Origin of the sequence: Pseudomonas salomonii (assembly GCF_900107155.1) — a bacterium.
In the GTDB taxonomy this organism is placed as follows: domain Bacteria; phylum Pseudomonadota; class Gammaproteobacteria; order Pseudomonadales; family Pseudomonadaceae; genus Aquipseudomonas; species Aquipseudomonas salomonii.
In genome coordinates this window covers 399,052-423,241 of the sequence record NZ_FNOX01000004.1, presented here as the reverse complement: position 1 = coordinate 423,241, position 24,190 = coordinate 399,052, and the positions used below count along the sequence as shown (strand labels likewise).

The following is a 24,190-nucleotide window of genomic DNA, read 5'->3' as shown; positions in this document are numbered from 1 at the left end:
ATGAGCGCTACGCACCTGCGTCGAGTCAATGCTGAAAGTTTTGCCCACTACCGCCTGGGTTTGATTGAGCTGTTGCTGGACGCGGTGAAGCACGGCGCTTCTGTCGGTTTTATGGCTGACTTCGATCAAGCCCAGGCCCGCACCTATTTGAGCGGCGTGCAGGCAAGTATCGAAGAGGGCAGCCTGCTGCTGTGGGTGGTGGTGCGCGACGAGCAAGTGATCGCCAGCGTGCAACTGGCGCTGTGCCTGAAAGCCAACGGCCTGAACCGCGCCGAAGTGCAAAAGCTGCTGGTACACAGCAGCGCCCGCCGCCATGGCCTGGGCCAACAGTTGATGAACACCCTGGAACTCGCCGCACGCCAGCACAAGCGCGGCCTGCTGTATCTGGACACCGAGGCCGGCTCCGGCGCCGAAGCCTTTTACCAGTCGCTGCGCTACACCAAGATCGGGGAGCTGCCCGACTACTGCCAAAGCCCGGACGGGCGCTACACCCCGACCGCCATCTACTTCAAGACCCTGGGGCAACCTGCATGATTCCTGGTGAATATCAGATCCAGCCTGGCGACATCGAACTCAACGTCGGCCGGCGCACCGTCACCCTCAGCGTGGCCAACAGCGGCGACCGGCCGATCCAGGTGGGCTCGCATTACCATTTTTTCGAGACCAACGACGCGCTGACCTTTGATCGCCCCGCCAGCCGGGGCACGCGCTTGAATATTCCGGCCGGGACGGCCGTGCGGTTCGAGCCGGGGCAAAGTCGCGACATCGAGTTGGTGGATTTGAGCGGCGGGCGGCGAGTTTTTGGATTTGCCGGGCGGATCATGGGCGACCTCGACTGATCGTTCCCACGCTCCGCGTGGGAACGCCGCCTGGGACGCTCCGCGCCCCGCCCTTAAAGTCGTGACGCAGAGCGTCACCGGATGCAGTCCCACGCAGAGCGTGGGAACGATCAAGGAATACGCACATGAAGATTTCCAGACAAGCCTACGCCGACATGTACGGCCCCACCGTCGGTGACAAGGTGCGCCTGGCCGACACCGACCTGTTCGTCGAAGTCGAACAGGACTTCACCGTCTACGGCGAAGAGGTCAAGTTCGGCGGCGGCAAAGTCATCCGCGACGGCCAGGGCCAAAGCCAACTGCTCGCCCATGAAGTGGTCGACACCTTGATCACCAATGCGCTGATCATCGACCACTGGGGCATCGTCAAGGCCGACGTCGGCCTCAAAAACGGCCGCATTCATGCGATCGGCAAGGCCGGCAACCCGGATATCCAGCCCGGCGTGACCATGGCCATCGGCGCCAGCACCGAGGTGATTGCCGGTGAAGGCATGATCCTCACCGCCGGCGGCATCGACAGCCACGTGCACTTCATTTGCCCGCAGCAGATCGAAGAAGCGCTGACCAGCGGCGTCACCACCATGATCGGCGGCGGCACCGGCCCGGCCACCGGCACCAACGCCACCACCTGCACCTCCGGCCCGTGGCACCTGGCGCGCATGCTGCAAGCCAGCGATTCGTTCCCGATGAACATCGGTTTCACCGGCAAGGGCAACGCCAGTTTGCCCGAGCCCCTGATCGAGCAGGTCAAGGCCGGCGCCATCGGTTTAAAGCTGCATGAAGACTGGGGCACCACCCCCGCCAGCATCGACAACTGCCTGAACGTGGCCGACCAGTACGACGTGCAGGTGGCGATCCACAGTGACACGCTCAACGAATCCGGCTTCGTCGAAACCACCCTGGCCGCGCTCAAAGGCCGCACCATCCACACCTACCACACCGAAGGCGCCGGTGGCGGCCATGCGCCGGACATCATCAAGGCCTGCGGCTTCGCCAACGTGCTGCCCAGCTCGACCAACCCGACGCGGCCGTTCACGCGCAACACCATCGACGAGCACCTGGACATGCTGATGGTCTGCCATCACCTGGACCCGAGCATTGCCGAAGACGTGGCCTTCGCCGAAAGCCGCATCCGCCGCGAGACCATCGCCGCCGAAGACATCCTGCACGACCTCGGCGCCTTTTCGATGATCAGCTCCGACAGTCAGGCCATGGGCCGTGTCGGCGAAGTGATCACGCGCACCTGGCAGACCGCCGACAAGATGAAAAAGCAGCGTGGCGCCCTGCCCGGCGACGGCCCCGGCAACGATAACTTCCGCGCCAAGCGCTACATCGCCAAGTACACCATCAACCCGGCGATCACTCACGGCGTCAGCCATATCGTCGGCTCGATTGAAGTGGGCAAGTGGGCTGATCTGGTGCTGTGGCGTCCGGCGTTCTTTGGCATCAAACCGACCTTGATCCTCAAGGGCGGCGCCATTGCTTCAAGCCTGATGGGTGACGCCAACGCCTCGATCCCCACGCCGCAACCGGTGCACTACCGCCCCATGTTCGCCAGCTTCGGCAGCTCGCTGCACGCCACCAGCCTGACCTTTATCAGCCAGGCCGCCCAGGACGCAGGCGTGCCCGAGGCGCTGGGGCTGAAGAAGCAGATTGCGGTGGTCAAGGGCTGTCGCGATGTGCAGAAAACCGACCTGATCCACAACGATTACCTGCCGCAGATCGAGGTTGACCCACAGACTTATCAGGTCAAGGCCGACGGCCAGTTGTTGTGGTGCGAACCGGCGGATGTATTGCCCATGGCCCAGCGCTACTTTTTGTTTTAACCCAGGCAAGCGTGCCGACGCCCCGGGTTATCTTGCGTTCCGGGGCGTGCGGTGCATTACCGGTCTACGTAGGCTGCCCGCTCAGAAGTGCTCGCGGGGGTCGAACGCGGCTTTTTCCGCCAGGGCTTGCCACAACGCCTTGACCTCATCGTCTGCCGCCTTGGGCATCACGGCTTTGAGCTGGATGAACAGAAAACCGCGTTCACCGGCCTTGTTCAACAACCCATGGCCCTTGGCGCGCATGCGTTGGCCGTTCTGGCTGCCGGCCGGCACTTTGAGGTTGATCTTGCCGGTAAGGGTCGGCACTGCGACTTCCGTGCCCAGCGCCAGCTCCCACGGGGCCAGCGGCAGGTTGATGATCAGGTTTTCGCCATCGACTTCGAACTTGGCGTGCGACGCAAACTTGATGATCAGGTACAGATCGCCATTGGCACCGCCGCCGACGCCCGGTGCCCCCTGGCCCTTGAGGCGGATACGCTCGCCATCGGCCACACCGGCCGGAATCTTCACATTCAGGCTTTTGACGGTGTTGCTGACATGCCGGCCGGAGGCGTCGTACTGCGGCACCTGAAAGCTGATCTGCTTGGATTCGGTGGACAGCGTTTCTTCAAGCGACACCGACAGCTGCATCTCCACGTCCTGGCCCTTGCGCCCGGTTGGACGGCGCTGGCCGCCACCAAAAGCATCGCCGCGCGCGCCGAAGATCGAACTGAAGAAGTCCGAGAAATCACCCGCGTCCTGGCCACCGCCAAAACCGCCACGGCTCTGCCAGCCCGGCGGCCCCTGAAACGGCTGGCCATGCTGGCCATATTTGCGCAGCTCATCGTACTCGGCGCGCTTGTCGGCGCTTTTGAGCGCTTCGTAGGCTTCGGACGCGTCTTTGAATTTCTCTTCGGCGTCCTTTTCCTTGCTCACGTCCGGGTGATACTTGCGTGCGAGCTTGCGATAGGCGGCCTTGATTTCCTTGTCATCGGCGCTCGGCTCGACACCCAGAATCTTGTAATAGTCTTTGAAATCCATCGGCGGTTCACCATCCTTAATCGAGATCGCACAGCCCGGGGCACAACGTGCGCTGCTTTGCACCTGTTGAGTGGTGTGGCCTGGGGGTGCGTCAAAGTGTTATCGGCGCTAGCCGTATGCAACAGATGTGGGGGCAAATACCCAACTTTCAAGCACGATTTAGCGGATAGTCGGCCTACGCATCCGCCCTCGAGTGGCATACACTGCGCGGCCGTTTTTTAACCGGAACCTGGAAGACATGAACAACACATCCCCAGCCCGTGCCTGCGGCATCGACTTCGGCACGTCCAACTCCACCGTCGGCTGGATCCGCCCCGGCGAGGAGACGCTTATCGCGCTGGAGGACGACAAGATCACGTTGCCGTCGGTGGTGTTCTTCAACTTCGAGGAGCGCCGCCCGGTGTACGGTCGCCTGGCGCTGCACGAATACCTGGAGAACTACGAAGGCCGGCTGATGCGCTCGCTCAAGAGCCTGCTGGGTTCCAAGCTGATCAAGCACGACACCAGCGTGCTCGGCACGGCCATGCCGTTCACCGACCTGCTGGCGCTGTTTATCGGCCAGCTCAAGAGCCGCGCCGAAGCCAACGCCGGTCGCGAGTTCGAAGAAGTGGTGCTGGGCCGCCCGGTGTTCTTCGTCGATGACGACCCCATGGCCGACCAGGAAGCGGAAAACACCCTGGTGGATGTGGCGCGCAAGATCGGTTTCAAGGACATCTCGTTCCAGTACGAGCCGATCGCGGCCGCGTTTGACTACGAGTCGACCATCGAGAAAGAAGAGCTGGTACTGATCGTCGACATCGGCGGCGGTACTTCAGACTTCTCGCTGGTGCGCCTGTCGCCGGACCGCCGTCACAACGACAACCGCCAGAGCGACATCCTCGCCACCGGCGGCGTGCACATCGGCGGCACCGACTTCGACAAACAGCTAAGCCTGCAAGGCATGATGCCGTTGTTCGGCTACGGCAGCCGCATGAAAAGCGGCGCCTACATGCCCACCAGCCACCACATGAACCTGGCCACCTGGCACACCATCAACTCGGTGTATTCGCAAAAATCCCAGCTGGCCCTGGGCAGCATGCGCTACGACATCGAAGACACCGGCGGCATCGACCGCCTGTTCAAGCTGATCGAACAGCGCGCCGGGCACTGGCTGGCCATGGAAGTGGAAGAAACCAAGATCCAGCTGACCCACGAAGACAACCGCCACGTGGCCCTGGACCGCATCGAAAAAGGCCTGAGCGTCGACCTCAGCCGAGCATTGTTCGAGTCGTCCATCGACGCGTTGCTGGAGCGTGTGCGCAACAGCGTCACCCAACTGCTTAACGATGCCTCGGTGAGCGTGGCCCAGGTGGACACGGTGTTCTTCACCGGCGGCTCCAGCGGCATTCCGGCACTGCGCCACAGCATCTCGGCCATGCTGCCGAATGCACGGCATGTGGAAGGTAATATCTTCGGCAGTATCGGCAGTGGTCTGGCGATTGAGGCGAGCAAGCGTTACGGCGCAATGGAGTAGATCGTTCCCACGCTCCGCGTGGGAATGCATCCTGTGACGCTCCGCGTCACGACTTCAACAGCGGACGCAGAGCGTCCAGGGCAGCATTCCCACGCAGAGCGTGGGAACGAGCTAACGGGCCAGTTAAACCATCCCCGCCAGCTTCAACTCACTCTTTAAATACGCATAATAAATCGGCCCCGCCACCACACCCGGCAGGCCGAACGCGGCTTCAAACACCAGCATCGCCAGCAGCAACTCCCAGGATTTGGCACTGATCTGCCCGCCGACAATGCGCGCGTTGAGGAAGTACTCGACCTTGTGGATCACGATCAAATACCCCAACGCCGCCACCGCCACCCAGATCGACAGCGACAGCGCGACGATGGTGATCAGGGTGTTGGAGATCAGGTTGCCGATCACCGGCAGCAGGCCGACCAGGAAGGTCAGCACGATCAGGGTTTTGGTCAGCGGCAGGTGGATACCGCACAGCGGCAACACGACGGCGAGAAAAATCGCAGTGAAGGCCGTATTAAGCGCGGCAATCTTGATCTGGGCGAAGACGATATTGCGAAACGCTTGGACCAACAGGTGCAGGCGGTCGAACAGCGCCGCAGCCAGGGGTTTGCGTTTGGTCAGGTCGGGCACACGCTGCAAGGCAATGATGGCGCCGAGCACCATGCCGATCAGCAGGGTGACGAACATGTGGGCGGCGTCTTTGCCGACCAGTTGCAGCTCGCTCAGGTGCTTGCTCAACCAATCGCCGATGGCCACGCGGAACTCGGCGGCACTGGCGGGCAGGTAGGCGTCGACGAACGGCGGCAGTTGCCCGCGCGCGCGGTCGACCACGCCCATGAATTTGTCCAGCGAAGCCCCGGGGTTTTCCGCCTCGTGGAGCAGGAAACTGATGGCGCCGGCAAAGATCAGGGTCAGCACGCTGACGATCAAGGTGCCCAGCAAGGCCACCGCCAGCCAACGCGCACGCCGGCCTTCGATCAACCGCTGCAACTGCGGGGTGAGCATGTTGACCAGTTCATAAACCAACAGGCCGGCCAGCAGGCTGGGCAGCAGCTTGAGTGGCAGCACCAGCAGGAGCCCGCCGAAAATGATGATGCAACTGACCAGCAACAACACGTGACGCTGAGAAAACGTTGGCATACAGCCTCAAAACGAACGGCGCTAAAGGATGGGCAGTCTGCCAGCCTTGAGGGAATCAAGCGAGAGGTCTGAATGGCGAACACCGGCAGTGTGGGAGCGGGCTTGCTCGCTCCCACAGGAGATAGGCGCTATCAGTTGCCTTTGAGGCAGGTGCTCATAAAGGTTTTACGCGCATCGCCGGCCAACGCCTTGGTTTTCGCCGTGGCATTGCAGTCTTTCATTTTCTGCTGCTGCGGAGTCAGGGTCTTGGCATCGTTGGCGGCCGGCGCCGACAGGCAGGTCTTCATAAAAGCCTTGCGGTCATCGCCCTTGAGCGTCTTGGTGGAGGCTTGGGCATTGCAGGTGGTCATTTTATTTTGCTGGGCTGTGGCAGCGAAGCCTTGGGAACACAGCAGCAGGCCCATCATCAACAACGGAATACGCAGCATCTTCATGGAGTTTTCTCCCTGTTGCCGTACCAAAGGGGCACGGCCTACGCAGCAGTGTAGTCAAAACCTGTTACATCTTCAGCGCCCACGGATATTCGACCGGCGGTACTGCTCCGGGGTGCAGCCGGCGTGACGCTGGAACATGGCGATAAACGCCGAGGCGGTGCTGTAGCCCAAGTCAAAGGCTACGTGTTGCACACTGCGGTCGCTGTCCAGGGCTTCGATGGCGGCGAGGTAACGCAGGCGCTGGCGCCATTCACCGAAGCTCATGCCCAGCTCGCGCACAAATTGGCGCGCCAACGTCCGCTCACTCACATGCACTTGCTCGGCCCACTGCGCCAGCGGGCGATTGTCGCCAGGCTCGGCCTGCATGCCCTCAAGTACGCCGAGCAAGCCGGGGTGGCGCGCGTAAGGCAGGAAGCAATCATGCATCGGCGCTTGCTTGAGCTGGTCCACCAGCACCTGGGCCAGGCGTATGTCGGCCTCGGTCTGCGCGATATTGACGTCACGCTGGGCAAAGTCGCTGAGGATGGCCTTGAGAATGTCACTGATCGCCAAGGTGCACGGCGCCTGCGGCAGTTGCGCGCAGAGCTCCGGGACCAGGCCCACGGAGCGATACACAATCGCCTGGGCATTGTAGGAACTGTGCTCGGTATTGGGGGGGATCCATACCGCGTACTGCGGCGGCGACATAAAGCGGTTGCCGGCCACTTCCATGCGCATCACGCCATTGGCCGAATAGTCCAGCGAGCCCCAACCATGCCGGTGCGGCGTGCACTCGGTGTCGGGGGCGAATTCGGAGTAGCGGAAGTAGACGGGGCTCGGCAGGCTACGAAAGTCCGCGAGGCGTACGGTGTGTCTGGCCATATTGTCTGGATACAAAGGTCGGTTGTCTGGATCGCAGTATAGGCTTCTATCCAGACAGGGGATAATCCCGGCTCATCAACACACCTGGTTTCTTTCGATGCAATACGCGTATCCCCTGCTGGCCATCTTTATCTGGGCCGGCAACACCGTGGTCAACAAACTGGCGGTGGGCTCGATCTTCCCCGCAGAAATCGGCTTTTACCGCTGGTTGCTGGCGGCGTTGCTGTTTACTCCGTTCATGCTCAAGCCGGTGCTGGCCAACTGGGCGCTGATCCGCCCGAACCTGGGCAAGATTTTCATCCTCGGCGTACTGGGCATGGCGGTGTATCAAAGCCTGGCCTACTACGCCGCGACGCTGACCAGCGCCACCAACATGGGCATCATCCTGTCGCTGATGCCCTTGATGTCGCTCACGGCCGCCATCATCAGCCTCGGCCAACGCCTTACCTTCGGCGCGTTGACCGGTGCGGTGCTGTCGTTCGCGGGCGTGGTCGTGGTGGTCTCGGCCGGCAACCTCGGCGCATTGCTGCAACACGGGCTTAACCTGGGTGACGCGATGATGCTGTTCGCTACCCTGGCCTACGCGGTCTACAGCACCCTGCTGAAAAAATGGCAATTGCGCCTGCCGCCGCTGGTGTTGCTGTATTTGCAGATACTGGTGGCGGTGGTGGTGCTGTTTCCGCTGTTCCTGTTCTCGGCCAAAGCCGGCTTGGGCTGGGCGAATATCCCGCTGGTGCTGTACGCGTGCCTGCTGGCGTCGATGCTGGCGCCACTGGCGTGGATGCACTCGGTGAAACACCTGGGGCCAAGCCGCACCACACTGTTTTTCAACTTGCTGCCGTTGATTACCGCCTTGATTGCGGCGGTGGTGCTGAAGGAAGAGTTGGCGCCGTATCACTTGGTCGGTGGCTTGCTGACCTTGGGTGGGGTGATTTTGTCGGAGCGTTGGATTACGCCGGTGCGTCGTGAGGTTGGCGTCGCCTGACAGATCGCTATCGCAGGCAAGCCAGCTCCCACATTCGACCCCATTCCAAAGCTGGAACCCGGTCGAATGTGGGAGCTGGCTTGCCTGCGATGAACGATAATCCGGTCTCCCGGTTAAACCCCCGCCGCCTTCAGCCGCCGGGCATGCTCGACAAACAACCGGATCGGCTCCGCACCTTTGCCCACCAACCCCATGGATTGGTTGACGATATCGAAGTGGTCCAGGGCGTAGTCATCACCGATGACCGTGCCCAAGTGTGAGCTGTAGCGCCCGACCATGCCGTCACATTGGCCCTGCTCACGCACAAAGCTGCGCGCAAACAGCCGGCAACTGCGATTGGTGCCATCCAGCAGGTTGCGCCCACGGTCGGTCTTGCCTGGCTGCAAGGTGCCGGACCACGAGTAATAACGCACGCCGTTGACCACCTCGGCGCCCTGCCCGCCCCAGATTTCGGGCAGCCCTTGGGGATACTGGCGGTTGAACAAGGCCACACCGTCACGGGTCAGGGATTGATGCGAGGCCTGCAAGTCGGCCTTGAAGCGCGGGCCGCGATAGCCGGTTTCCAGCAGGCCCATTACCCAGGCAACCAGATGAAACGCCGCGCTCATCAGCCTGCCTTTCACGCTGGCCGGCGGGTAATGGGCGTGGATATGGTCCGCCAGTTCCGAGCCATGGTTGGGCCCGGCCACCGACGTCACGGACGCCACCCACTGCGGGCGCAGGGCGGCGGCATAACGCGCGGTGAGCGCGCCCTGGCTGTGGCCGATCAGGTTGACCTTATCGGCGCCGGTCTCGCGGCGGATCTGTTCGATGTGCGCCAGCAACTGCTCGCCGCGCACCTCGCTGGCATCCAGCGGCGCCACCTGAATGGCAAATACCTGCGCCCCACCCGCTCGCAGCGCCGGGACAATGCCGTACCAGTAAGGGAAAAAGCCTACGCGCACAAAGCCCAGCATGCCGGGCACCAGCACCAAGGGGTAACGCGTGGCGAGGGAATCGGGCATGGGCCGGCATCCAGTTCGGAAAGCGATAATGCCATCCTAGACCAGCCGACATGACTGCCCCATGACTAAGCCGTTTGGAAGTGCCCGGTCAGACGGTGTGAAATCCGATAAAACTTTTTGCGTCAGCCAGGACTCACAACTTGGAGTGATCACGCCGACAGAGCGTGGCGCAAAACCGGATTAGCACCAGGAGATTGAGATGACCCAAGCAAACTTGACCGACGTTGCAACCCTGCGCAGCCGCGCCCGCCAGCACGTCGAAAACGGCGCCGTGACCGAAGGTTACGATGCCGACCGTGAGGAAATTATCCGCCTGCTCAACGAGTCGCTGGCCACTGAACTGGTCTGCGTGTTGCGCTACAAGCGTCACTACTTCATGGCCAGCGGCCTGAAAGCCAGTGTCGCCGCCGATGAGTTCCTGGAGCACGCCACTCAGGAAGCCGAACACGCCGACAAACTGGCCGAGCGCATCGTGCAACTGGGCGGTGAGCCGGAGTTCAACCCCGACCTGCTGTCGAAGAACTCCCACGCTCAATACGTGGCCGGCAATACTTTGAAGGAAATGGTCTACGAAGACCTGGTGGCCGAACGGATCGCGGTGGACAGCTATCGCGAAATCATCCAGTACATCGGTGATAAAGACCCGACTACACGTCGAATCTTCGAAGACATCCTGGCCCAGGAAGAAGAACACGCCGATGACATGGCGGATATTCTGCAGGACCTGTAACTAACACCACAAAACAGTGTGGGAGCGGGCTTGCTCGCTCCCACATTTGGCTAGCGTTCCTTCTGTTATTTCACGGTTTTCGGCGCCTTGCCTTCTTTCATCTGTTGCAGCAACGGTGCGCACTGGTTGGGCTCATCCCCGCTTGGTGCGACCAATGCCAGCAAACCGGCAGCCGGCCCGGCGATCACACCCAGCGCGACCATCCCGGCCCCCCGCAACATCAACGGCACCGCTTTCACACCAGCATTGGGCTTGATAAATGGGCCGTTGACGTACAGCGGCGAGCGCAGGGAAAAGAGGCGGAAGCCTTTTGATTCGGGCGTGATGGTCAAGTCCAACTGCTCGGTCGCCATGTTCGCCGTGCCATCGATATAAATGATCGCGTTCTCGGTATCGAATACAAACAGCCGCGTCGTCGCCAGACCCGTCTTGATGCCAAAATCCGCCGCCGCGCAGTTGATCTTCACTTCCTTGTCGCCAAACAAGCGGCCGACCACGTAGTTGCCCACGTTGAGCCCGGCAATTTCCATCAGGCCGCGGCTGATGGCGCCGTCGTTGATCAGCATTTTCAGGTCACCGTTGGAGCTGCCCAACAGGGCCGCCACGGAGTTGCCGCGCCCGGAAATATCGGCATCGCCGTTGAGCTCACCAAAGCTGGTTTTCATCGGCTCGAACGTCGGGAACAGCTGCTTGAGCTTGAAGTTGCGTGCGGTCAGCCTGGCGTGCCCTTCCATCGGCGTGATACGCCCGTTCAAGCGAATCTGCGCATCCAGCTTGCCACCCGCCACACCAAAGCGCAGGGGTTGCAGGCTCAGCTCGCCGTCGTTGAGGACCAAGTGGGTGTAGAGGTCGGTGAACGGCAAGTCGGCGCTGTGCACGATGCGTTTGCCGGTAAATTCCACATCGGCGTCCATGTCGCGCCAGCGCTCGGTGCGGAACTCTTCCACCGGCAGCACTTTGGTTGCCGGTTGCTTGCTCTCGCCACCACGGGCCTTTTGCTTGGCGTTGGAGTCGGCACCGATCAACGGTGCAAGGTCAGTCATCAGCAGTTGGTTGGACACCAGCGTACCGCTGAGCTTGGGGCGTGGCTGGCTGGCGACATAACTGAGGTTGCCGTGGATATCACTGTTGCCGATCTTGCCGTTGAAGTTTTCGTAGGTGAATGACGCGCCGCTGGCCTCATGCAGCTTGGCGATCAGATGGCCGTCGGTGGCATAGGCCGGAGAATCGGGCAGCGTTACGCCGGTCAGCGGGTAAAGGTTGCCCAGGCTGCTGCCGGACAGTTTCAGCCGCAGGTCCAGGGCCCCCAGGTTCAGCGGGTCGGTCAGGGTGCCGGCCAGTGCGATGCTGGTGTCGGCGATTTTCACTTGCGCTTGCAACGGGAACGGCTTGGCCGCGTCCTGCAAGGCCAGCAGCCCGCCGATCTTGCCGGTGCCGTCGAGTTTCTGGCCGTGGTACTGGCCTTTGACCTTGAGACCGAATGCGTAGTCCTGGGGCGCCGAGCCTTTTTCCAGGGCCTTCTTGGCGTCCGCGTCGCCGACAATTTCACCGAAGGGAATCGGCTTGCCGAGCAGGTCAATGATCACGTCCAGTTGGGTCTTGAGGGTTTGGTCGTCGAGGGTGACGTGGCCCTTGTCGAAGCCGATGGAACCGATGTCCACCACCCAGCTGGAAGGCTCGGCGTCGGGGTCTTTGGGATCGAACGTGAAGGTCCAGTTGGCGCGACCGTCAGCCAGGCGCTGCAAGTCGGCACTTGGCTCGGTGAGGTCGATACGCGGGATCACCACGCGTTGGGCCAGCAAGGCCAGGGGCGAAATGCGCAATTCCACGCGCTTGAGCGTGACCATCTGCGGTTTTTTTGACCAGTCCGGATTGCCCAGGGTCAGGTCTTCGGCAATCACGTGGGGCCACGGCACCCAGGCCCGCCAACCGCCTTCATCGGGCTCGCGCGCCCACACTACGGCGAGGTTGCCATTAATGGCAAACGGGCGATGCAACTCTTCGGAGACGTTGGCATTGAGCGGCGGCTTGATGCGGTTCCAATCAAAAAATACCAGCACCAAGACCAGGATGGCGATTAACACCGCGAAGCTGGCGCAGCTCCAAACCACGATTTTACGAGTGCGCGTCATTGCACAGGACTCCTCAACACAGATAGCAAAACTACAGCTTATAAGGCTACGACTGGCAAACCGCCCAGGGGTTTAACCCGAACAGCGATTTAGTCGCAATAAGCCACTTTCCTGATCGATCAGACCGTTTTCATCATCGACGGCGCACCATTGTTACCCACGTTCGTGTCGAAAATACCCACCGCGGTGCAAAAGCGCGGGCTTGAGAGGCGCGTTCTAGAGCCTCTGCGGGGAACAATCAATTCTGTTGATTATTACCATTGTGTTTATGAACTTTTATATCGACTTCTCGAGAGTAACATTAGCCCTGTACCCACTTTATCGCCCTCCCAAGGAGCAACCCATCATGAAACGCCAAATACTCGCTACTGTTCTGCTGTCGGTCCTGGCTTCCAGCGCATTTGCCCTGCCAGCCGCTGAACAAGCTACCCCACAGAACAAAGCTCAAGCCGTTCAGTCGAGCCAGACCCTGGCCCGCAGCGGTTCGCAAGAAGATGAAAACCGTGACTACGCCAAAGGCGCTGTAGCTGAAAATGGTCGCAACCGCCTGGAAGAGAAAGGTCTGGTAGAAGGCGGCGCTGAACAAGCCAACAAACGCGCCTACACCGAAGGCGTTGCTGAAGGTGGCCGTGATCGCCTGGAACAGAAAGGCCTGGTAGAAGGTGGCGCTGAACAAGCCAACGAACGCGCTTACACCGAAGGCGTTGCTGAAGGCGGTGCTGACCGTCTGCAAGAACTGCATCAAGCACAGAGCTAAGCCCGTGGTGGCCGAGAAAAAAGCCCGATCAGAAGATCGGGCTTTTGCTTTTATCTAGACTGCATCACACCCTGAACACCCCGCCAAGTTCGACGTAGATGAAGCTGTTTTGCTAGAGTGCAACGCTGTACTTGCCGACAAAGCCCGCCCGCCGATGCTGCCCCGCGCCGAACAAAAGCAACAGACCCGCCTCGCCTTGATGGACGCAGCCCGCCATCTGATGGAGTGTGGCCGTGGGTTCGGCAGCCTGAGCCTGCGCGAAGTGGCCAAGACCGCCGGGATCGTGCCGACCGGGTTCTATCGTCATTTTGAGGATATGGACCAGCTGGGGCTCGTGCTGGTGAGTGAAGTCGGCCAGACCTTTCGCGCCACCATTCGCCTGGTCCGTCACAACGAATTCGTGATGGGCGGCATCATCGATGCCTCTGTGCGGATCTTTCTCGACGTGGTTTCGGCCAACCGCTCGCAATTCCTGTTCCTGGCCCGCGAGCAATACGGTGGCTGCCTGGCCGTGCGCCAAGCCATCGGCGCCCTGCGCGAAGACATCACCCGCGACCTGGCCGCCGACCTCACCTTGATGCCCAAGCTCCAGCACCTGGATGCCGACGGCCTGCACGTCATGGCCGATCTGATCGTCAAGAGCGTGTTCGCCACCCTGCCCGACATCATCGACCCTCCGGCCCAGGCCCTGCCTGCGCACCTTACGCCCCAGGCGAAAATCACCCAGCAACTGCGCTTTATCTTTATCGGCCTCAAGCATTGGCAAGGGCTGGGCAGTACCGAATAACCCCGGTCAGCCCGCGGTGTGGAAGCGCTTGGCGGTGGTGTAGTGCTTTTTCCAGTAGCTGTTGCTCAATGAATCGATACGCACGCGTTTGCCGGTGCTGGGCGAATGAATGAATTTGCCCTTGCCGATATAAAGGCCGACATGGCTGACCTGGCCGCGCCCATTACCTTTGAAAAATACCGCGTCGCCGGGCTTGAGTGCCTCGCGCTGAACGGTTGCGGCGCTTGATCGATGCATTTCTGTGGTGGTGCGCGGCAGACGGATATTGGCTTCGGTCTTGAACAGGTAGACCAGGAAGCTGCTGCAATCAAACCCGTGGTCAACCTTGGTACCGCCACTTTTATAGGGCGTGCCGAGCAGCTCGTGGGCACGATCGATCACGTTGTCGATGGTGGCGGTGGGCTCGAAGGACACAGGCGCTTTTAAATTGGCCGAAGCCGGTATGACCGCGCAGGACAAGCTGACAATGAGTGAAACTAAAAATACCTTGAACATGATCGGCGTCGCAGTGGATTAAACACGGCGCACATCGTAATGAAACAGCGCGTAACTTTTTGAACGGCAAATCCTGCAATCGCGTAGGAAAACTCCGAGAAAAACCAAGTGCGAAACAGATGAAAGAAGTTTCATCCGCCTGGCAACAGACCTAAACGCAAAACGCCCACATCCAGTGCTATAAACCCGATAACGCACCAAATTGAAGCGCGACAGGCATCGACTGACGCCCTGTTCGGTGGCATGTCAGATATTACCTACAAGGGTTTTCCGCCCTTACACAGGGTTGGCAAGCCCCTTGCTCTAGCTCCCTTATCGCTCATAGCTGGAAGCCTCCTGATGCTGGTGATCCACCGCCGAATCGCCCCCCAAGCCCTCTGGGCCGCCGAACTGCTGCTGAACTTCGAAGCGCGCAGCAAAAGCCGCCTGCGCTGTTTCAGTGCCGACGGCGAAGACGTCGGCCTGTTTCTGGAGCGTGGCCAGCCGCCGCTGCACGATGGCGAATGCCTGCAAGCGGAAGACGGGCGCGTGGTACGTGTGGTCGCCCGCCCTGAACAGCTGCTGCACGTAACCTGCAGCAATGCCTTCGAACTGACCCGCGCGGCCTATCACCTCGGCAACCGCCATGTGGCCTTGCAAGTCGGCGACGGCTGGCTGCGCCTGCTTGATGACTACGTGCTCAAGGCCATGCTCGAACAGCTCGGCGCCACCACGCAAACCCTCGAGGCTCCGTTCCAGCCGGAACACGGCGCCTATGGCGGCGGCCATCACCATTCGCGCCATGGCGACGAAGACTTCAACTACCCGCCCAAGCTCCACCAGTTCGGCGTACGTCTATGAACCCAGCCTGGGCGCTGTTGCGTCTGGCCAGTCCGCAATTGCCGATTGGTGGCTACAGCTATTCCCAAGGCCTGGAGATGGCGGTGGATGACGGCCGCGTCAATGATGCAGCCAGTGCCCTGCGCTGGATCAGCGATCAGTTACTGCTCAATCTCGCCCGTTTTGAGGCGCCGTTGTTGCTCGCCCATTGCCGCGCCGCCGCCGAACAGGATTGGCCGCGTTTGGCGCAGCTGTGCGAAGAGCACCGCGCCAGCCGCGAGACGCGCGAGCTGTATCAGGAGAGCCGGCAGATGGGCTATTCCCTGCAACAGCTGCTCAACGGCTTACCGGAGCTGGACGACGCCGCACGCGACTTCCTGGCTCACCGTGATGAGCCGCACCTGGCTCTGGGCTGGGCGTTGGCCGCCCGCGCCTGGCACATCAGCCCCGATGACGCCCTGGCCGCGTGGCTGTGGAGCTGGCTGGAAAACCAATTGGCGGTGCTGATGAAAACCCTTCCGCTGGGCCAGCAAGCCGCCCAACGCCTGACCAGCCAATTGCTGCCCCTGCTGCAACAAGCCCAGCAGGACGCCGCACACATCGACCCTATCCATTTCGGCAGCGCCGCGTTCGGCCTGTCCCTGGCGTGTATGGCCCATGAGCGCCAATACAGCCGCCTGTTTCGTTCCTAGGAGACCTATATGAACACACAACCTTTGCGTGTCGGCATCGGCGGCCCGGTGGGCTCCGGCAAGACCGCACTGACCCTGGCGCTGTGCCTGGCGCTGCGCGACCGCTACAACCTGGCGGTGGTCACCAACGATATCTACACCCGCGAAGACGCGGACTTCCTGGTGCGCAACCAGGCCCTGGCGCCCGAGCGCATCATCGGCGTGGAAACCGGCGGCTGCCCGCACACGGCCATCCGTGAAGACGCCTCGATCAACCTCGAAGCGGTGGACCAACTCAACCGCCGCTTCCCCGGCCTGGACCTGATCCTGGTGGAGTCCGGCGGCGACAATTTGTCGGCCACGTTCAGCCCGGAACTGTCAGACCTGACCATCTACGTGATCGATGTGTCTGCAGGTGACAAGCTGCCGCGCAAGGGCGGGCCCGGTATTTGCAAATCCGATTTGCTGGTGATCAACAAGATCGACCTGGCACCCCTGGTCGGCGCCTCGCTGGAACTGATGAACAGTGACACCACACGCATGCGCAACGGTAAGCCCTTTGTGTTCAGCAACCAGAAAACCGGCGTCGGCCTGGATGAAATCGTCGCCTTTATCGAACGTCAGGGCTTGCTGACTGCGGCCTGATCCCACCCCCAAAAAGGAGCCTGTATGGGTCTCAACAAACTTCTCGCTACCGCTGCCCTGCTGCTGGCACCGGCCCTTGCCTTCGCTCACCCAGGGCATGGCGATAATGGGCTGGTGGCCGGTATCAGCCACCCATTGGGCGGTATTGATCATTTACTGGCCATGGTCGCCGTCGGCCTGTGGGCCGCGCAGCAACAAGGCAAGGCGCGCTGGGCACTGCCTTGCACCTTTGTCGGCACCATGCTGATCGGCGGCCTGCTCGGCTTTGAAGGCCTGGAACTGCCGGCGCTGGAAAGCGGGATTGCCGCCTCGGTACTGGCGCTGGGCCTTGCAGTGGCGCTGGCAGTACGGCCGCCGCTGTTTGTGGCGGTGGCGGCGACGGCGCTGTTTGCGCTGTTCCACGGTGTGGCGCACGGCCTGGAGCTGCCGGACATGTCCAGCCCGTGGGCGTACGCCGCCGGTTTTGTCGGCGCGACGGCGGCACTGCATGCGGCTGGGTATGCCGTGGTGCGTTTTCTGCCGGCCGCTGCTGCACCGTTGGTACGGATTGCCGGGGCAGCTTCGGCGGCGACTGGGGTGTGGTTGCTGGCGGGCTGATTGGCGCCGCTGCTAAGGGCCCCATGCTTGATCGTTCCCACGCTCTGCGTGGGAATGCAGCCCTGGACGCTCCGCGTCCCAAAGCCTGACGCAGAGCGTCACGAAATGCATTCCCACGCAGAGCGTGGGAACGATCAGCCTGCTACCATGCGCGCCTACACCTCTGCCGTGACGACGCCAGCCGATGCCCATCGCTTCCCAACCTTCCTTGAATGCCGTGCTCACGCACTTCCACACCCTGATCGTGCCGCTGTGGCAAGGCCCGGGCTGGAACGCCGACCTGGCGCTGCCCTACGAGGCGCTGGGCGCCGATCACCAGCCATTGCCCCCGCAACGCTACCGCGCCATGGCCTGCGCCCGGCAGTTGTACCTGTTCGCCAGCCTGATCGGCGAGCCCGGTGCAGCGTTTGCCGAAGAGCGTGCAGCGGCGCTGTTTCGTTCGCTGCAACGGCACTTCCATGATGCCGAGCATGGCGGCTGGTTCTACAGCATCGACGCCCACGGCAAACCGCTGGACAAGCGCAAAGACCTCTACACCCACGCCTTCATCATCTTCGCCTGCGCCCACTATTGGGCCAAGGTACGCGAGCCGTTGGTGGAGTCGGTACTCGACGCGGCCCTGGCCGTGGTCGCCGAACGTTTCGCCACCGGCGACGGCCTGTACGAAGCGGTGCTGGAGCGCAACTGGTCATCCCTCAAGTCCGGCCCCCTGCAAAATCCGCTGATGCACCTGGCCGAAGGTTTCCTCGCCACGCTGGCCGTGCGTGAAGACGCGGTCACACAGGATGCGCTGCTGGACCTCACCACGGCCCTGCAGAAGCGCTTCATCGACCGCCAGCACGGCGTGATGATGGAAAAACCGCTGGGCGCGGTGGATAACTGGTTTGAGCCGGGGCATCAATTCGAGTGGTTCTTTTTGCTCGAATCGTCAGACGTGCTGCGCGGCACACCCTTGCATGCCTCGCTGACGCGGGCATTTGCCTATGCAGAGCTCAAGGGTGTGGATAAGTTAAGTGGCGCAGTCAGCGGCATGCTCGCCCTGGACGGCAGCGTGCGCGACGGCACGCAACGGATCTGGGCCCAGGCTGAATACCTGCGGGCGCTGACCCTGCGGCCGGGCAGTGAGGCGGTGTTGCAGCGCCAATTGCTGGCGCTGCAACAGCACTTTTTGCATGAGAAAGGCTGGCACGAGTGCCTGGATGCCAAAGGCGCGGTGAGCCGACGGGATATGCCGTCGACTACGCCGTATCACCTGGCGACCTGCTATCAGGGGCTGATCCAGCATCTGGGTTGACCTTTAGTGCCTCATCGCAGGCAAGCCAGTTCCCACATTTTGATGTGTGAACACAGTCAAATGTGGGAGCTGGCTTGCCTGCGATAGCCTCACCTCGGTCTACCTGGCTGTCACGCAACCCACTTGCGATCCCCGGTAAAACTGATCGTCAACCAACGCGCCGCATCCGGCGTACCCAAGCCTGTGGATATCTCCTCGCGCAGCTCATCAAGCGTCGCGACGTTAGCCACCGGGTAATTGGCCGGCAACACCACATGAATCTCGATAAACCGCGCCCGCCCGTGCTTTTGCACGTAGGACACGTAGTCATCGAAACCATGCCTGGCCTGGGCCGCGTCCATCACTTCACGCACCTTGTCGTCCAGGTGGTCCGGGGCGATGCCCAGCACCTCGCGCAACGCCGGGCGCAGGATCTTGAACGCCGGCGCCAGCATGCTCAGGGCCAGCAGAATCAGGATCAATGGGTCGACATACACCGCCCACTCGCCATAGCCCTGGGACTTGAGCAACAGCGCGGCAAGAAAGCTGATCAGCAAGCCCACCGACAGCATCGCGTCCACCAGCCAACTGATGTTGTCGAACTGGATCAGTGAAGATTTCAGCGTGCGATTGCGATAGCGCACGTAAAAGAAGTAGGCGAACTCGACCACGGTAAACACCGCCGCGTAGACGATCACCAGCCCCAATTCGATTTCACGCCCGCCATTGATAATGCCGAACACGCCGTTGAGAAACGCGTAGATCGCGATCAGCAACAGGAAGCTGCCTTCGATCAGCAGCACCATCGGCTCCAGGTGCCAGTAGCCGAACTGGAAGCGCTCGTTGCTTTTCTTGGCGATCAACTTGGCCGTGATCAGCATCAACACCTTGATGGCGGTGGCGATCAGCGAGAAAAAGCCGTCGAACAGAATGGATTGGGCGCCGGATATCACACCCGTGACAATCCCGGCGATCGCGACCGCGAACATCAGAATCGTCGATTGTTTGAGCAGTGCCTGCTCACCTCGGTTACTCACATTTCCTCCCGTCAAAACCTTTAAACCGCACAGTGCGGAGGGGTTTTCAGGCGTGGAGTGTACCTTATGTCCTGTTTTGGCCGATTTGACGCCTTCGCAGGCAAGCCAGCTCCCACACTTGACCGAGTGAACCCGATCAAATGTGGGAGCTGGCTTGCCTGCGATAGCCGCAACGCGGTCTTAAGCCTTACTTGGCCCCACGCTCAATCGCAAACCCAGCCCAGGTCTGGCTCACCGGCATCAGCTCCAACCGGTTGATGTTCACGTGCGCCGGGGTATTCATCACCCAGAAGATCGTGTCGGCAATGTCCTGCGGCTGGATCGGCTCGGCACCGGCATAGGTCGCGTCATAACGCGCCTGGTCACCGCCAAAGCGCACCAGCGAGAACTCGCTCTCACACAGGCCCGGCTCGATGTTGGTCACACGCACGCCGGTGCCTTGCAGGTCGCAACGCAGGTTCAGCGAGAACTGCTTCACGAACGCCTTGGAGCCGCCATACACGTGGCTGCCCGGGTACGGGTAGTTACCGGCGATGGAGCCCAGGTTGATGATGCCGGCGCCACGGCCATGGGCGATCAGGCGCGGCAACAGCAGGTTGGTGGTGGTCAGCAGGCCTTTGATGTTGGTGTCGACCATGGTTTCCCAGTCGTCGAGGCTGCACTTGGGCGCAGGGTCGGTGCCCACGGCCAGGCCGGCGTTATTGATCAGCCCGCGCAGCTTGGCGAACGACGGCGGCAGGTTGGCGATGGCCTCTTCCATACCCTTGCGGTCACGCACGTCCACCACCAGGCCATGCACTTCGGTCTGCTTGGAAAGCTCTTCGACCAAGGCATTCAAACGCTCAGCACGACGGCCGGTAAGCACCAGTTTCCAGCCGGCGTCGGCAAAACGACGGGCGCAAGCTTCGCCGAAACCTGAGGTGGCGCCAGTAATAAACAGCGTGTCGGACATGGTGTTCTCCTTGCGGGCATCGGGAAAAAAACAGCCAGCAGAATGCCCTTACGCCGCGATTGCGGCAACCGCTAAGCGCATAACTTCATGCACGACTGGCTGTTTTTTGATCACCCCAAGCAAAGCCTTATAGAACGTGGCTTGCAGCCATATGCACGCAGGTTATCCACAGCTGCGCCCACAGTCTTTGGGGGCAAGTGTAAAAAGCCCCAGGCCGCTCTATACAAGGCTTACAGACGGTTTTAGAAAGTTTTTTGCTTGACCTTGGCCGGGGCGTATGTAGCCCAATGGCAAGAGGGAAAATCCGAACGATGGCTCCAGGCCAGTCATTCCGGCCCCTGCGGCGGTCTTTCCAGAGTTTAGTCACAGACTTATCCACAGGCTGATCCGACATAAATCAGTCATATACCTGTGTCTTTAAACAGGTTGACAAAGCCCTCGGCAGGCCAGCAAAAACCGGCTGATCAATAAACAACCACCACGCTGCAAGCCACGGTTTTAAAGGCTTGCAGCCAGCTACTCCCACGTTACCCACAGCCGGTTCCACAGCGGATGGGGACAAGTCAAAACTGTGACAAAACAGGGATTTGCGGCGGCTATATGTCGCGCTTTGGAGGTGGGCTGGATTTGTTTTCCACAATTTGGCGGGAGCACTGAAAACACCCCAAAAACACATGTGGATGATCGTTGGATGATCGTTCCCACGCTCCGCGTGGGAATGCAGCAAAGGACGCTCCGCGTCCCCAAGCGTGACGCGGAGCGTCACAAGCGGCATTCCCACGCAGAGCGTGGGAACGATCAGGGGCAGGGATCAATGCCCGCCGAGGTAGGCGTTGCGCACTTCCTCATTCACCAGCAATTCCTTGCCGGTGCCCGTCAGGCGAATCTCGCCGTTGACCATCACATAGGCCCGGTCCGACAGGCGCAGCGCGTGGTTGGCGTTCTGTTCCACCAGGAAGATGGTCATCCCGGTGGCCGCCAGCTCGCGCAGTGTGGCAAAGATCTGCTTCACCACAATGGGCGCCAGGCCCAGGCTCGGTTCATCCAGCAACAGCAACTTGGGCCGGCTCATCAGCGCTCGAGCGATGGCGAGCATTTGCTGCTCACCACCGGACATAGTCATTGCGCGCTGGGTGCGCCGCTCCTTGAGCCGTGGGAACAGCTCGAACATGCGCTGCATGTCTTCCTGCGCATACTTGTCACCAATCGGGATGGTGCCCATCAGCAGGTTTTCCTCGACGGTCATGTCGGGGAACACCCGCCGCCCTTCCGGCGACTGCGCAATGCCGTTGGAGGCGATGTAGTGGGACGACTTGTGGGTAATGTCGACGCCGTTGTACAGAATCTGCCCGGACTCGGCGCGCGGCTGGCCGAAAATCGACATCAGCAGCGTGGATTTACCCGCGCCGTTGGAGCCGATCAGGCTCACGGTTTCGCCTTCGTTGATGTGCAGCGAGACTTTTTTGAGGGCCTGGATAGGGCCGTAAAACACGTCCAGGTCCTTCATTTCGAGGATAGGCGCACTCATACCAGCTCCTCTTCGTCTGCGCCCAGGTAGGCGGCGATCACTTTCGGGTCGTTGCGGATTGCATCCGGGCCGCCTTCGGCGATCACGTTGCCGTGGTCGAGCACCACGATGTGGTCGGAAATACTCATCACCATGCCCATGTCGTGTTCAATCAGCACCACCGTGAGGTCGTGTTCGTCGCGCAGCAGGCGAATCATCGCGCTGAGGGCTTCGGTTTCCTGCGGGTTGAGGCCGGCTGCCGGTTCGTCCAGGCAGATAATTTGCGGCCGCGTGCACATGGCGCGGGCGATCTCCAGGCGGCGTTGCTGCCCGTAGGAAAGCTCACCGGCCAGGCGGTTGGCGCAATCCACCAGGTCCACCACTTCGAGCCAGTAAAACGCGTGGTCGAGGGCATCGCTCTCGGCCTTGAGGTAGCCCTTGGTGTTGAGGATGCCCGCCAGCATGTTGCGGTTGACCCACATGTGCTGGGCCACCAGCAGGTTTTCCAGCACCGACATTTCCTTGAACAGGCGAATGTTCTGGAAGGTCCGCGCCAACCCGGCGCGGTTGACCAGGTGGGTGCCGCCGAACATCTTGTAGTACACGCGGCTGAAGAAGCTTTTTGGCGAAACGAAGTCGACGGCCTTGAAGCGTTCGCCGAGCAACTGGATCACATTGGTCTGTTTGCCGCGAATGTTCAGTTCGATCTTGCCGCCGCTGGCTTTGTAGAAGCCGGTGAGGCAGTTGAACACCGTGGTCTTGCCCGCACCGTTAGGGCCGATCAGGGCAAAGATCGAGTTGCGTTTGACCTGCAGACTTACATCGCTCAAGGCCTTGATGCCACCGAAGTGCATCATCAGGTGCTCTACGGAAAGGACGACTTCCTTGCTCATGGCGCCACTCCTTTACGTGGGGTCACACCGGTTCGGCTGATGCGGATCAAGCCGCGCGGTCGCCAGATCATCATCACCACCATCAACACGCCAAACAGCAGCACACGGTATTCAGAGAAGCTTCGCAGCAGTTCAGGCGCAACCGTCAATACGAACGCCGCAATCACCACGCCGACTGTCGAGCCCATGCCGCCCAATACCACGATGGCCAGGATCAGCGCCGATTCGAAGAAGGTAAATGACGACGGGTTGACGAAGCCCTGGTAGCTGGCGAAGAACACCCCGGCCAGGCCCGCAGTCGAGGCCCCGATAGTGAACGCCGAGAGCTTGACCAGCACGTGGTTCAGGCCCATGGAACGGCAGGCGATTTCATCTTCGCGCAAGGCTTCCCAGGCACGGCCGACCGGCATGCGGGTCAGGCGGTGCTTGATGTACAGCACGGCCAGCACTACCAGAAACAGCACGATGTAGATGAACATGAACTTGATGTTGGGGTTGTAATCGATGCCGAAGAACTCGTGGAACGGAATTCCGCCGTCCTTGGCCTTGCGCCCGAATTCCAGGCCGAGAAAGGTCGGCGAAGGCACTGGCATACCGTTGGGGCCACCGGTGAACGACAGCCAGTTGTTGAGCACCAGGCGGATGATTTCACCGAAGCCCAGGGTCACAATGGCCAGGTAATCGCCGTGCATTCGCAGCACCGGGAACCCGAGTATGCAACCCGCCAGCGCCGCAGCGATGGCCGCCAGAGGCAACACACTCCAGAAACCCAGGCCCAGGTATTGGTAACCGAGTGCCAGGCCGTAGGCGCCGATGGCGTAGAACGCCACGTAACCCAGGTCGAGCAAGCCGGCCAGGCCCACCACGATGTTCAGGCCAAGGCCGAGCAACACGTAGATCAGCCCGAGGATGACCACGGTCAGCAGGTACTTGTTGGCGAAGATCGGGAACACGATGGCGATCACGATCAATGCCGGGATGATCCAGCGCAGCCGCGACTTGTAGTCCGGCGGCAACACGTGCACGCCGGAGCCGCTGCTCTCGAAGCCCTGCAGGACCTTGATGCCCTTGGGGGTTTGCAGGAACAGGCTCAAGGCAAAGCGCCCGATCATCACAATGGCGACCAACGTGGCCACCCGCGCAGGTTCCAGGTTGAAGCTGTAGCCGTCGAGCACCACGCCGACGATCGGGCCGAACACGATCAACGAAATCAGCCCGGCAAGGACCGTATCGACCACACTTTTCTTGATATCGATAGATTTGGCAGCAGACATGT

The 24,190-nt window shown here is 61.0% G+C and carries 25 protein-coding genes; 13 read left to right on the top strand and 12 right to left on the bottom strand.

What is annotated here, in order from left to right; genetic code table 11:
* From BLV67_RS11935 to ureC, 3 genes are all read left to right on the top strand, one after another.
* Positions 1-534 carry a GNAT family N-acetyltransferase gene (locus BLV67_RS11935; protein WP_065930639.1) on the top strand — a complete coding sequence of 178 codons (534 nt, stop codon included), beginning with the start codon at positions 1-3 and terminating at the stop codon, positions 532-534.
* Positions 531-839 (top strand): urease subunit beta, encoded by a 309-nt coding sequence (locus tag BLV67_RS11930; protein WP_069786868.1) that lies wholly within the window; start codon positions 531-533, stop codon positions 837-839. Before BLV67_RS11935 ends, BLV67_RS11930 begins: the two co-directional genes overlap by 4 nt.
* A 125-nt stretch (positions 840-964) precedes the next feature.
* Positions 965-2,665, top strand: a complete 1,701-nt coding sequence (gene ureC / locus BLV67_RS11925) for an urease subunit alpha (RefSeq protein ID WP_065930641.1) — start codon at positions 965-967, stop codon at positions 2,663-2,665.
* A gap of 81 nt (positions 2,666-2,746) precedes the next feature.
* On the opposite strand, the gene BLV67_RS11920 is transcribed toward ureC, so the two are convergent.
* Positions 2,747-3,685, bottom strand: a complete 939-nt coding sequence (locus BLV67_RS11920; protein ID WP_069786867.1) for a DnaJ C-terminal domain-containing protein — start codon at positions 3,683-3,685, stop codon at positions 2,747-2,749.
* 238 nt (positions 3,686-3,923) lie between these two features.
* Here BLV67_RS11920 and BLV67_RS11915 point away from each other — a divergent pair, with 238 nt between their 5' ends.
* A complete protein-coding gene (locus tag BLV67_RS11915) occupies positions 3,924-5,198 on the top strand; it encodes an Hsp70 family protein (RefSeq protein ID WP_017136783.1) in 1,275 nt (424 codons plus the stop codon).
* Between the two features lie 123 nt (positions 5,199-5,321).
* Here BLV67_RS11915 and BLV67_RS11910 read toward each other — a convergent pair whose 3' ends face one another.
* The 3 genes from BLV67_RS11910 to BLV67_RS11900 form a co-directional block, all read right to left on the bottom strand.
* Positions 5,322-6,335, bottom strand: a complete 1,014-nt coding sequence (locus tag BLV67_RS11910; RefSeq protein WP_056860493.1) for an AI-2E family transporter — start codon at positions 6,333-6,335, stop codon at positions 5,322-5,324.
* Positions 6,336-6,466: 131 nt separating this feature from the next.
* The gene (locus tag BLV67_RS11905) at positions 6,467-6,769 is read right to left on the bottom strand and encodes a PsiF family protein (RefSeq protein WP_065930644.1); all 303 of its coding nucleotides are present in this window, start codon (positions 6,767-6,769) and stop codon (positions 6,467-6,469) included.
* Between the two features lie 72 nt (positions 6,770-6,841).
* Positions 6,842-7,630 (bottom strand): AraC family transcriptional regulator, encoded by a 789-nt coding sequence (locus tag BLV67_RS11900; RefSeq protein WP_065930645.1) that lies wholly within the window; start codon positions 7,628-7,630, stop codon positions 6,842-6,844.
* Positions 7,631-7,727: 97 nt separating this feature from the next.
* Here BLV67_RS11900 and BLV67_RS11895 point away from each other — a divergent pair, with 97 nt between their 5' ends.
* The gene (locus tag BLV67_RS11895; RefSeq protein WP_069786866.1) at positions 7,728-8,615 is read left to right on the top strand and encodes a DMT family transporter; all 888 of its coding nucleotides are present in this window, start codon (positions 7,728-7,730) and stop codon (positions 8,613-8,615) included.
* 113 nt (positions 8,616-8,728) lie between these two features.
* Here the strand turns inward: BLV67_RS11895 and BLV67_RS11890 are convergent, their stop codons facing one another.
* Positions 8,729-9,619, bottom strand: coding sequence for an esterase/lipase family protein (locus BLV67_RS11890; RefSeq protein ID WP_065930647.1), 891 nt, complete (start codon positions 9,617-9,619; stop codon positions 8,729-8,731).
* A 199-nt stretch (positions 9,620-9,818) separates the two neighbouring features.
* On the opposite strand from BLV67_RS11890, the gene BLV67_RS11885 reads away from it, so the two are divergent.
* Entirely contained in the window at positions 9,819-10,349 is a 531-nt protein-coding gene (locus BLV67_RS11885; protein WP_017136789.1) for a ferritin-like domain-containing protein, read from the top strand.
* A 65-nt stretch (positions 10,350-10,414) separates the two neighbouring features.
* Here the strand turns inward: BLV67_RS11885 and BLV67_RS11880 are convergent, their stop codons facing one another.
* Positions 10,415-12,481, bottom strand: a complete 2,067-nt coding sequence (locus tag BLV67_RS11880; protein WP_069786865.1) for an AsmA family protein — start codon at positions 12,479-12,481, stop codon at positions 10,415-10,417.
* 346 nt (positions 12,482-12,827) lie between these two features.
* On the opposite strand from BLV67_RS11880, the gene BLV67_RS11875 reads away from it, so the two are divergent.
* Positions 12,828-13,238: a hypothetical protein gene (locus BLV67_RS11875; protein WP_065930649.1), complete on the top strand. Its 411-nt coding sequence runs from the start codon at positions 12,828-12,830 to the stop codon at positions 13,236-13,238.
* A gap of 154 nt (positions 13,239-13,392) precedes the next feature.
* Complete coding sequence (locus BLV67_RS11870) at positions 13,393-14,025, top strand: TetR family transcriptional regulator (protein ID WP_056860501.1); 633 nt, start codon at positions 13,393-13,395, stop codon at positions 14,023-14,025.
* Between the two features lie 6 nt (positions 14,026-14,031).
* Here BLV67_RS11870 and BLV67_RS11865 read toward each other — a convergent pair whose 3' ends face one another.
* Entirely contained in the window at positions 14,032-14,520 is a 489-nt protein-coding gene (locus BLV67_RS11865) for a C40 family peptidase (RefSeq protein ID WP_069786864.1), read from the bottom strand.
* A gap of 339 nt (positions 14,521-14,859) precedes the next feature.
* Between BLV67_RS11865 and ureE the strand changes: the two genes are divergently transcribed.
* From ureE to BLV67_RS11835, 5 genes are all read left to right on the top strand, one after another.
* Entirely contained in the window at positions 14,860-15,360 is a 501-nt protein-coding gene (ureE, locus tag BLV67_RS11860; protein ID WP_017136794.1) for an urease accessory protein UreE, read from the top strand.
* Positions 15,357-16,031 (top strand): urease accessory protein UreF, encoded by a 675-nt coding sequence (locus tag BLV67_RS11855; RefSeq protein ID WP_065930651.1) that lies wholly within the window; start codon positions 15,357-15,359, stop codon positions 16,029-16,031. Before ureE ends, BLV67_RS11855 begins: the two co-directional genes overlap by 4 nt.
* Before the next feature lie 9 nt (positions 16,032-16,040).
* Positions 16,041-16,655, top strand: a complete 615-nt coding sequence (ureG, locus tag BLV67_RS11850) for an urease accessory protein UreG (protein ID WP_028615537.1) — start codon at positions 16,041-16,043, stop codon at positions 16,653-16,655.
* Between the two features lie 24 nt (positions 16,656-16,679).
* Complete coding sequence (locus BLV67_RS11845; RefSeq protein ID WP_069786863.1) at positions 16,680-17,252, top strand: HupE/UreJ family protein; 573 nt, start codon at positions 16,680-16,682, stop codon at positions 17,250-17,252.
* 184 nt (positions 17,253-17,436) lie between these two features.
* Positions 17,437-18,546: an AGE family epimerase/isomerase gene (locus tag BLV67_RS11835; protein ID WP_069786862.1), complete on the top strand. Its 1,110-nt coding sequence runs from the start codon at positions 17,437-17,439 to the stop codon at positions 18,544-18,546.
* A 110-nt stretch (positions 18,547-18,656) separates the two neighbouring features.
* On the opposite strand, the gene BLV67_RS11830 is transcribed toward BLV67_RS11835, so the two are convergent.
* The 5 genes from BLV67_RS11830 to livM form a co-directional block, all read right to left on the bottom strand.
* Positions 18,657-19,562, bottom strand: coding sequence for a cation diffusion facilitator family transporter (locus BLV67_RS11830; protein WP_065930654.1), 906 nt, complete (start codon positions 19,560-19,562; stop codon positions 18,657-18,659).
* Between the two features lie 187 nt (positions 19,563-19,749).
* Entirely contained in the window at positions 19,750-20,514 is a 765-nt protein-coding gene (locus tag BLV67_RS11825; protein WP_056860507.1) for an SDR family oxidoreductase, read from the bottom strand.
* Between the two features lie 811 nt (positions 20,515-21,325).
* Positions 21,326-22,042 carry an ABC transporter ATP-binding protein gene (locus BLV67_RS11815; protein ID WP_069786861.1) on the bottom strand — a complete coding sequence of 239 codons (717 nt, stop codon included), beginning with the start codon at positions 22,040-22,042 and terminating at the stop codon, positions 21,326-21,328.
* Positions 22,039-22,914: an ABC transporter ATP-binding protein gene (locus BLV67_RS11810; protein WP_069786860.1), complete on the bottom strand. Its 876-nt coding sequence runs from the start codon at positions 22,912-22,914 to the stop codon at positions 22,039-22,041. Before BLV67_RS11810 ends, BLV67_RS11815 begins: the two co-directional genes overlap by 4 nt.
* Entirely contained in the window at positions 22,911-24,188 is a 1,278-nt protein-coding gene (gene livM, locus BLV67_RS11805; protein WP_065930656.1) for a high-affinity branched-chain amino acid ABC transporter permease LivM, read from the bottom strand. The genes BLV67_RS11810 and livM overlap by 4 nt, the downstream gene beginning before the upstream one ends.
* Positions 24,189-24,190 lie beyond the last annotated feature (2 nt).

Coding starts and splice junctions, on each gene's coding strand:
- BLV67_RS11855 (WP_065930651.1), top strand. CDS start 15,357: ATGAACCCAGCCTGGGCGCTGTTGCGTCTGGCCAGTCCGCAATTGCCG.
- ureC (WP_065930641.1), top strand. CDS start 965: ATGAAGATTTCCAGACAAGCCTACGCCGACATGTACGGCCCCACCGTC.
- BLV67_RS11815 (WP_069786861.1), bottom strand. CDS start 22,042: ATGAGTGCGCCTATCCTCGAAATGAAGGACCTGGACGTGTTTTACGGC.
- BLV67_RS11885 (WP_017136789.1), top strand. CDS start 9,819: ATGACCCAAGCAAACTTGACCGACGTTGCAACCCTGCGCAGCCGCGCC.
- BLV67_RS11875 (WP_065930649.1), top strand. CDS start 12,828: ATGAAACGCCAAATACTCGCTACTGTTCTGCTGTCGGTCCTGGCTTCC.
- BLV67_RS11865 (WP_069786864.1), bottom strand. CDS start 14,520: ATGTTCAAGGTATTTTTAGTTTCACTCATTGTCAGCTTGTCCTGCGCG.
- BLV67_RS11935 (WP_065930639.1), top strand. CDS start 1: ATGAGCGCTACGCACCTGCGTCGAGTCAATGCTGAAAGTTTTGCCCAC.
- BLV67_RS11915 (WP_017136783.1), top strand. CDS start 3,924: ATGAACAACACATCCCCAGCCCGTGCCTGCGGCATCGACTTCGGCACG.
- BLV67_RS11825 (WP_056860507.1), bottom strand. CDS start 20,514: ATGTCCGACACGCTGTTTATTACTGGCGCCACCTCAGGTTTCGGCGAA.
- BLV67_RS11890 (WP_065930647.1), bottom strand. CDS start 9,619: ATGCCCGATTCCCTCGCCACGCGTTACCCCTTGGTGCTGGTGCCCGGC.
- BLV67_RS11835 (WP_069786862.1), top strand. CDS start 17,437: ATGCCCATCGCTTCCCAACCTTCCTTGAATGCCGTGCTCACGCACTTC.
- livM (WP_065930656.1), bottom strand. CDS start 24,188: ATGTCTGCTGCCAAATCTATCGATATCAAGAAAAGTGTGGTCGATACG.
- BLV67_RS11870 (WP_056860501.1), top strand. CDS start 13,393: ATGCTGCCCCGCGCCGAACAAAAGCAACAGACCCGCCTCGCCTTGATG.
- BLV67_RS11910 (WP_056860493.1), bottom strand. CDS start 6,335: ATGCCAACGTTTTCTCAGCGTCACGTGTTGTTGCTGGTCAGTTGCATC.
- ureG (WP_028615537.1), top strand. CDS start 16,041: ATGAACACACAACCTTTGCGTGTCGGCATCGGCGGCCCGGTGGGCTCC.
- BLV67_RS11810 (WP_069786860.1), bottom strand. CDS start 22,914: ATGAGCAAGGAAGTCGTCCTTTCCGTAGAGCACCTGATGATGCACTTC.
- BLV67_RS11880 (WP_069786865.1), bottom strand. CDS start 12,481: ATGACGCGCACTCGTAAAATCGTGGTTTGGAGCTGCGCCAGCTTCGCG.
- BLV67_RS11845 (WP_069786863.1), top strand. CDS start 16,680: ATGGGTCTCAACAAACTTCTCGCTACCGCTGCCCTGCTGCTGGCACCG.
- BLV67_RS11895 (WP_069786866.1), top strand. CDS start 7,728: ATGCAATACGCGTATCCCCTGCTGGCCATCTTTATCTGGGCCGGCAAC.
- BLV67_RS11930 (WP_069786868.1), top strand. CDS start 531: ATGATTCCTGGTGAATATCAGATCCAGCCTGGCGACATCGAACTCAAC.
- ureE (WP_017136794.1), top strand. CDS start 14,860: ATGCTGGTGATCCACCGCCGAATCGCCCCCCAAGCCCTCTGGGCCGCC.
- BLV67_RS11920 (WP_069786867.1), bottom strand. CDS start 3,685: ATGGATTTCAAAGACTATTACAAGATTCTGGGTGTCGAGCCGAGCGCC.
- BLV67_RS11900 (WP_065930645.1), bottom strand. CDS start 7,630: ATGGCCAGACACACCGTACGCCTCGCGGACTTTCGTAGCCTGCCGAGC.
- BLV67_RS11905 (WP_065930644.1), bottom strand. CDS start 6,769: ATGAAGATGCTGCGTATTCCGTTGTTGATGATGGGCCTGCTGCTGTGT.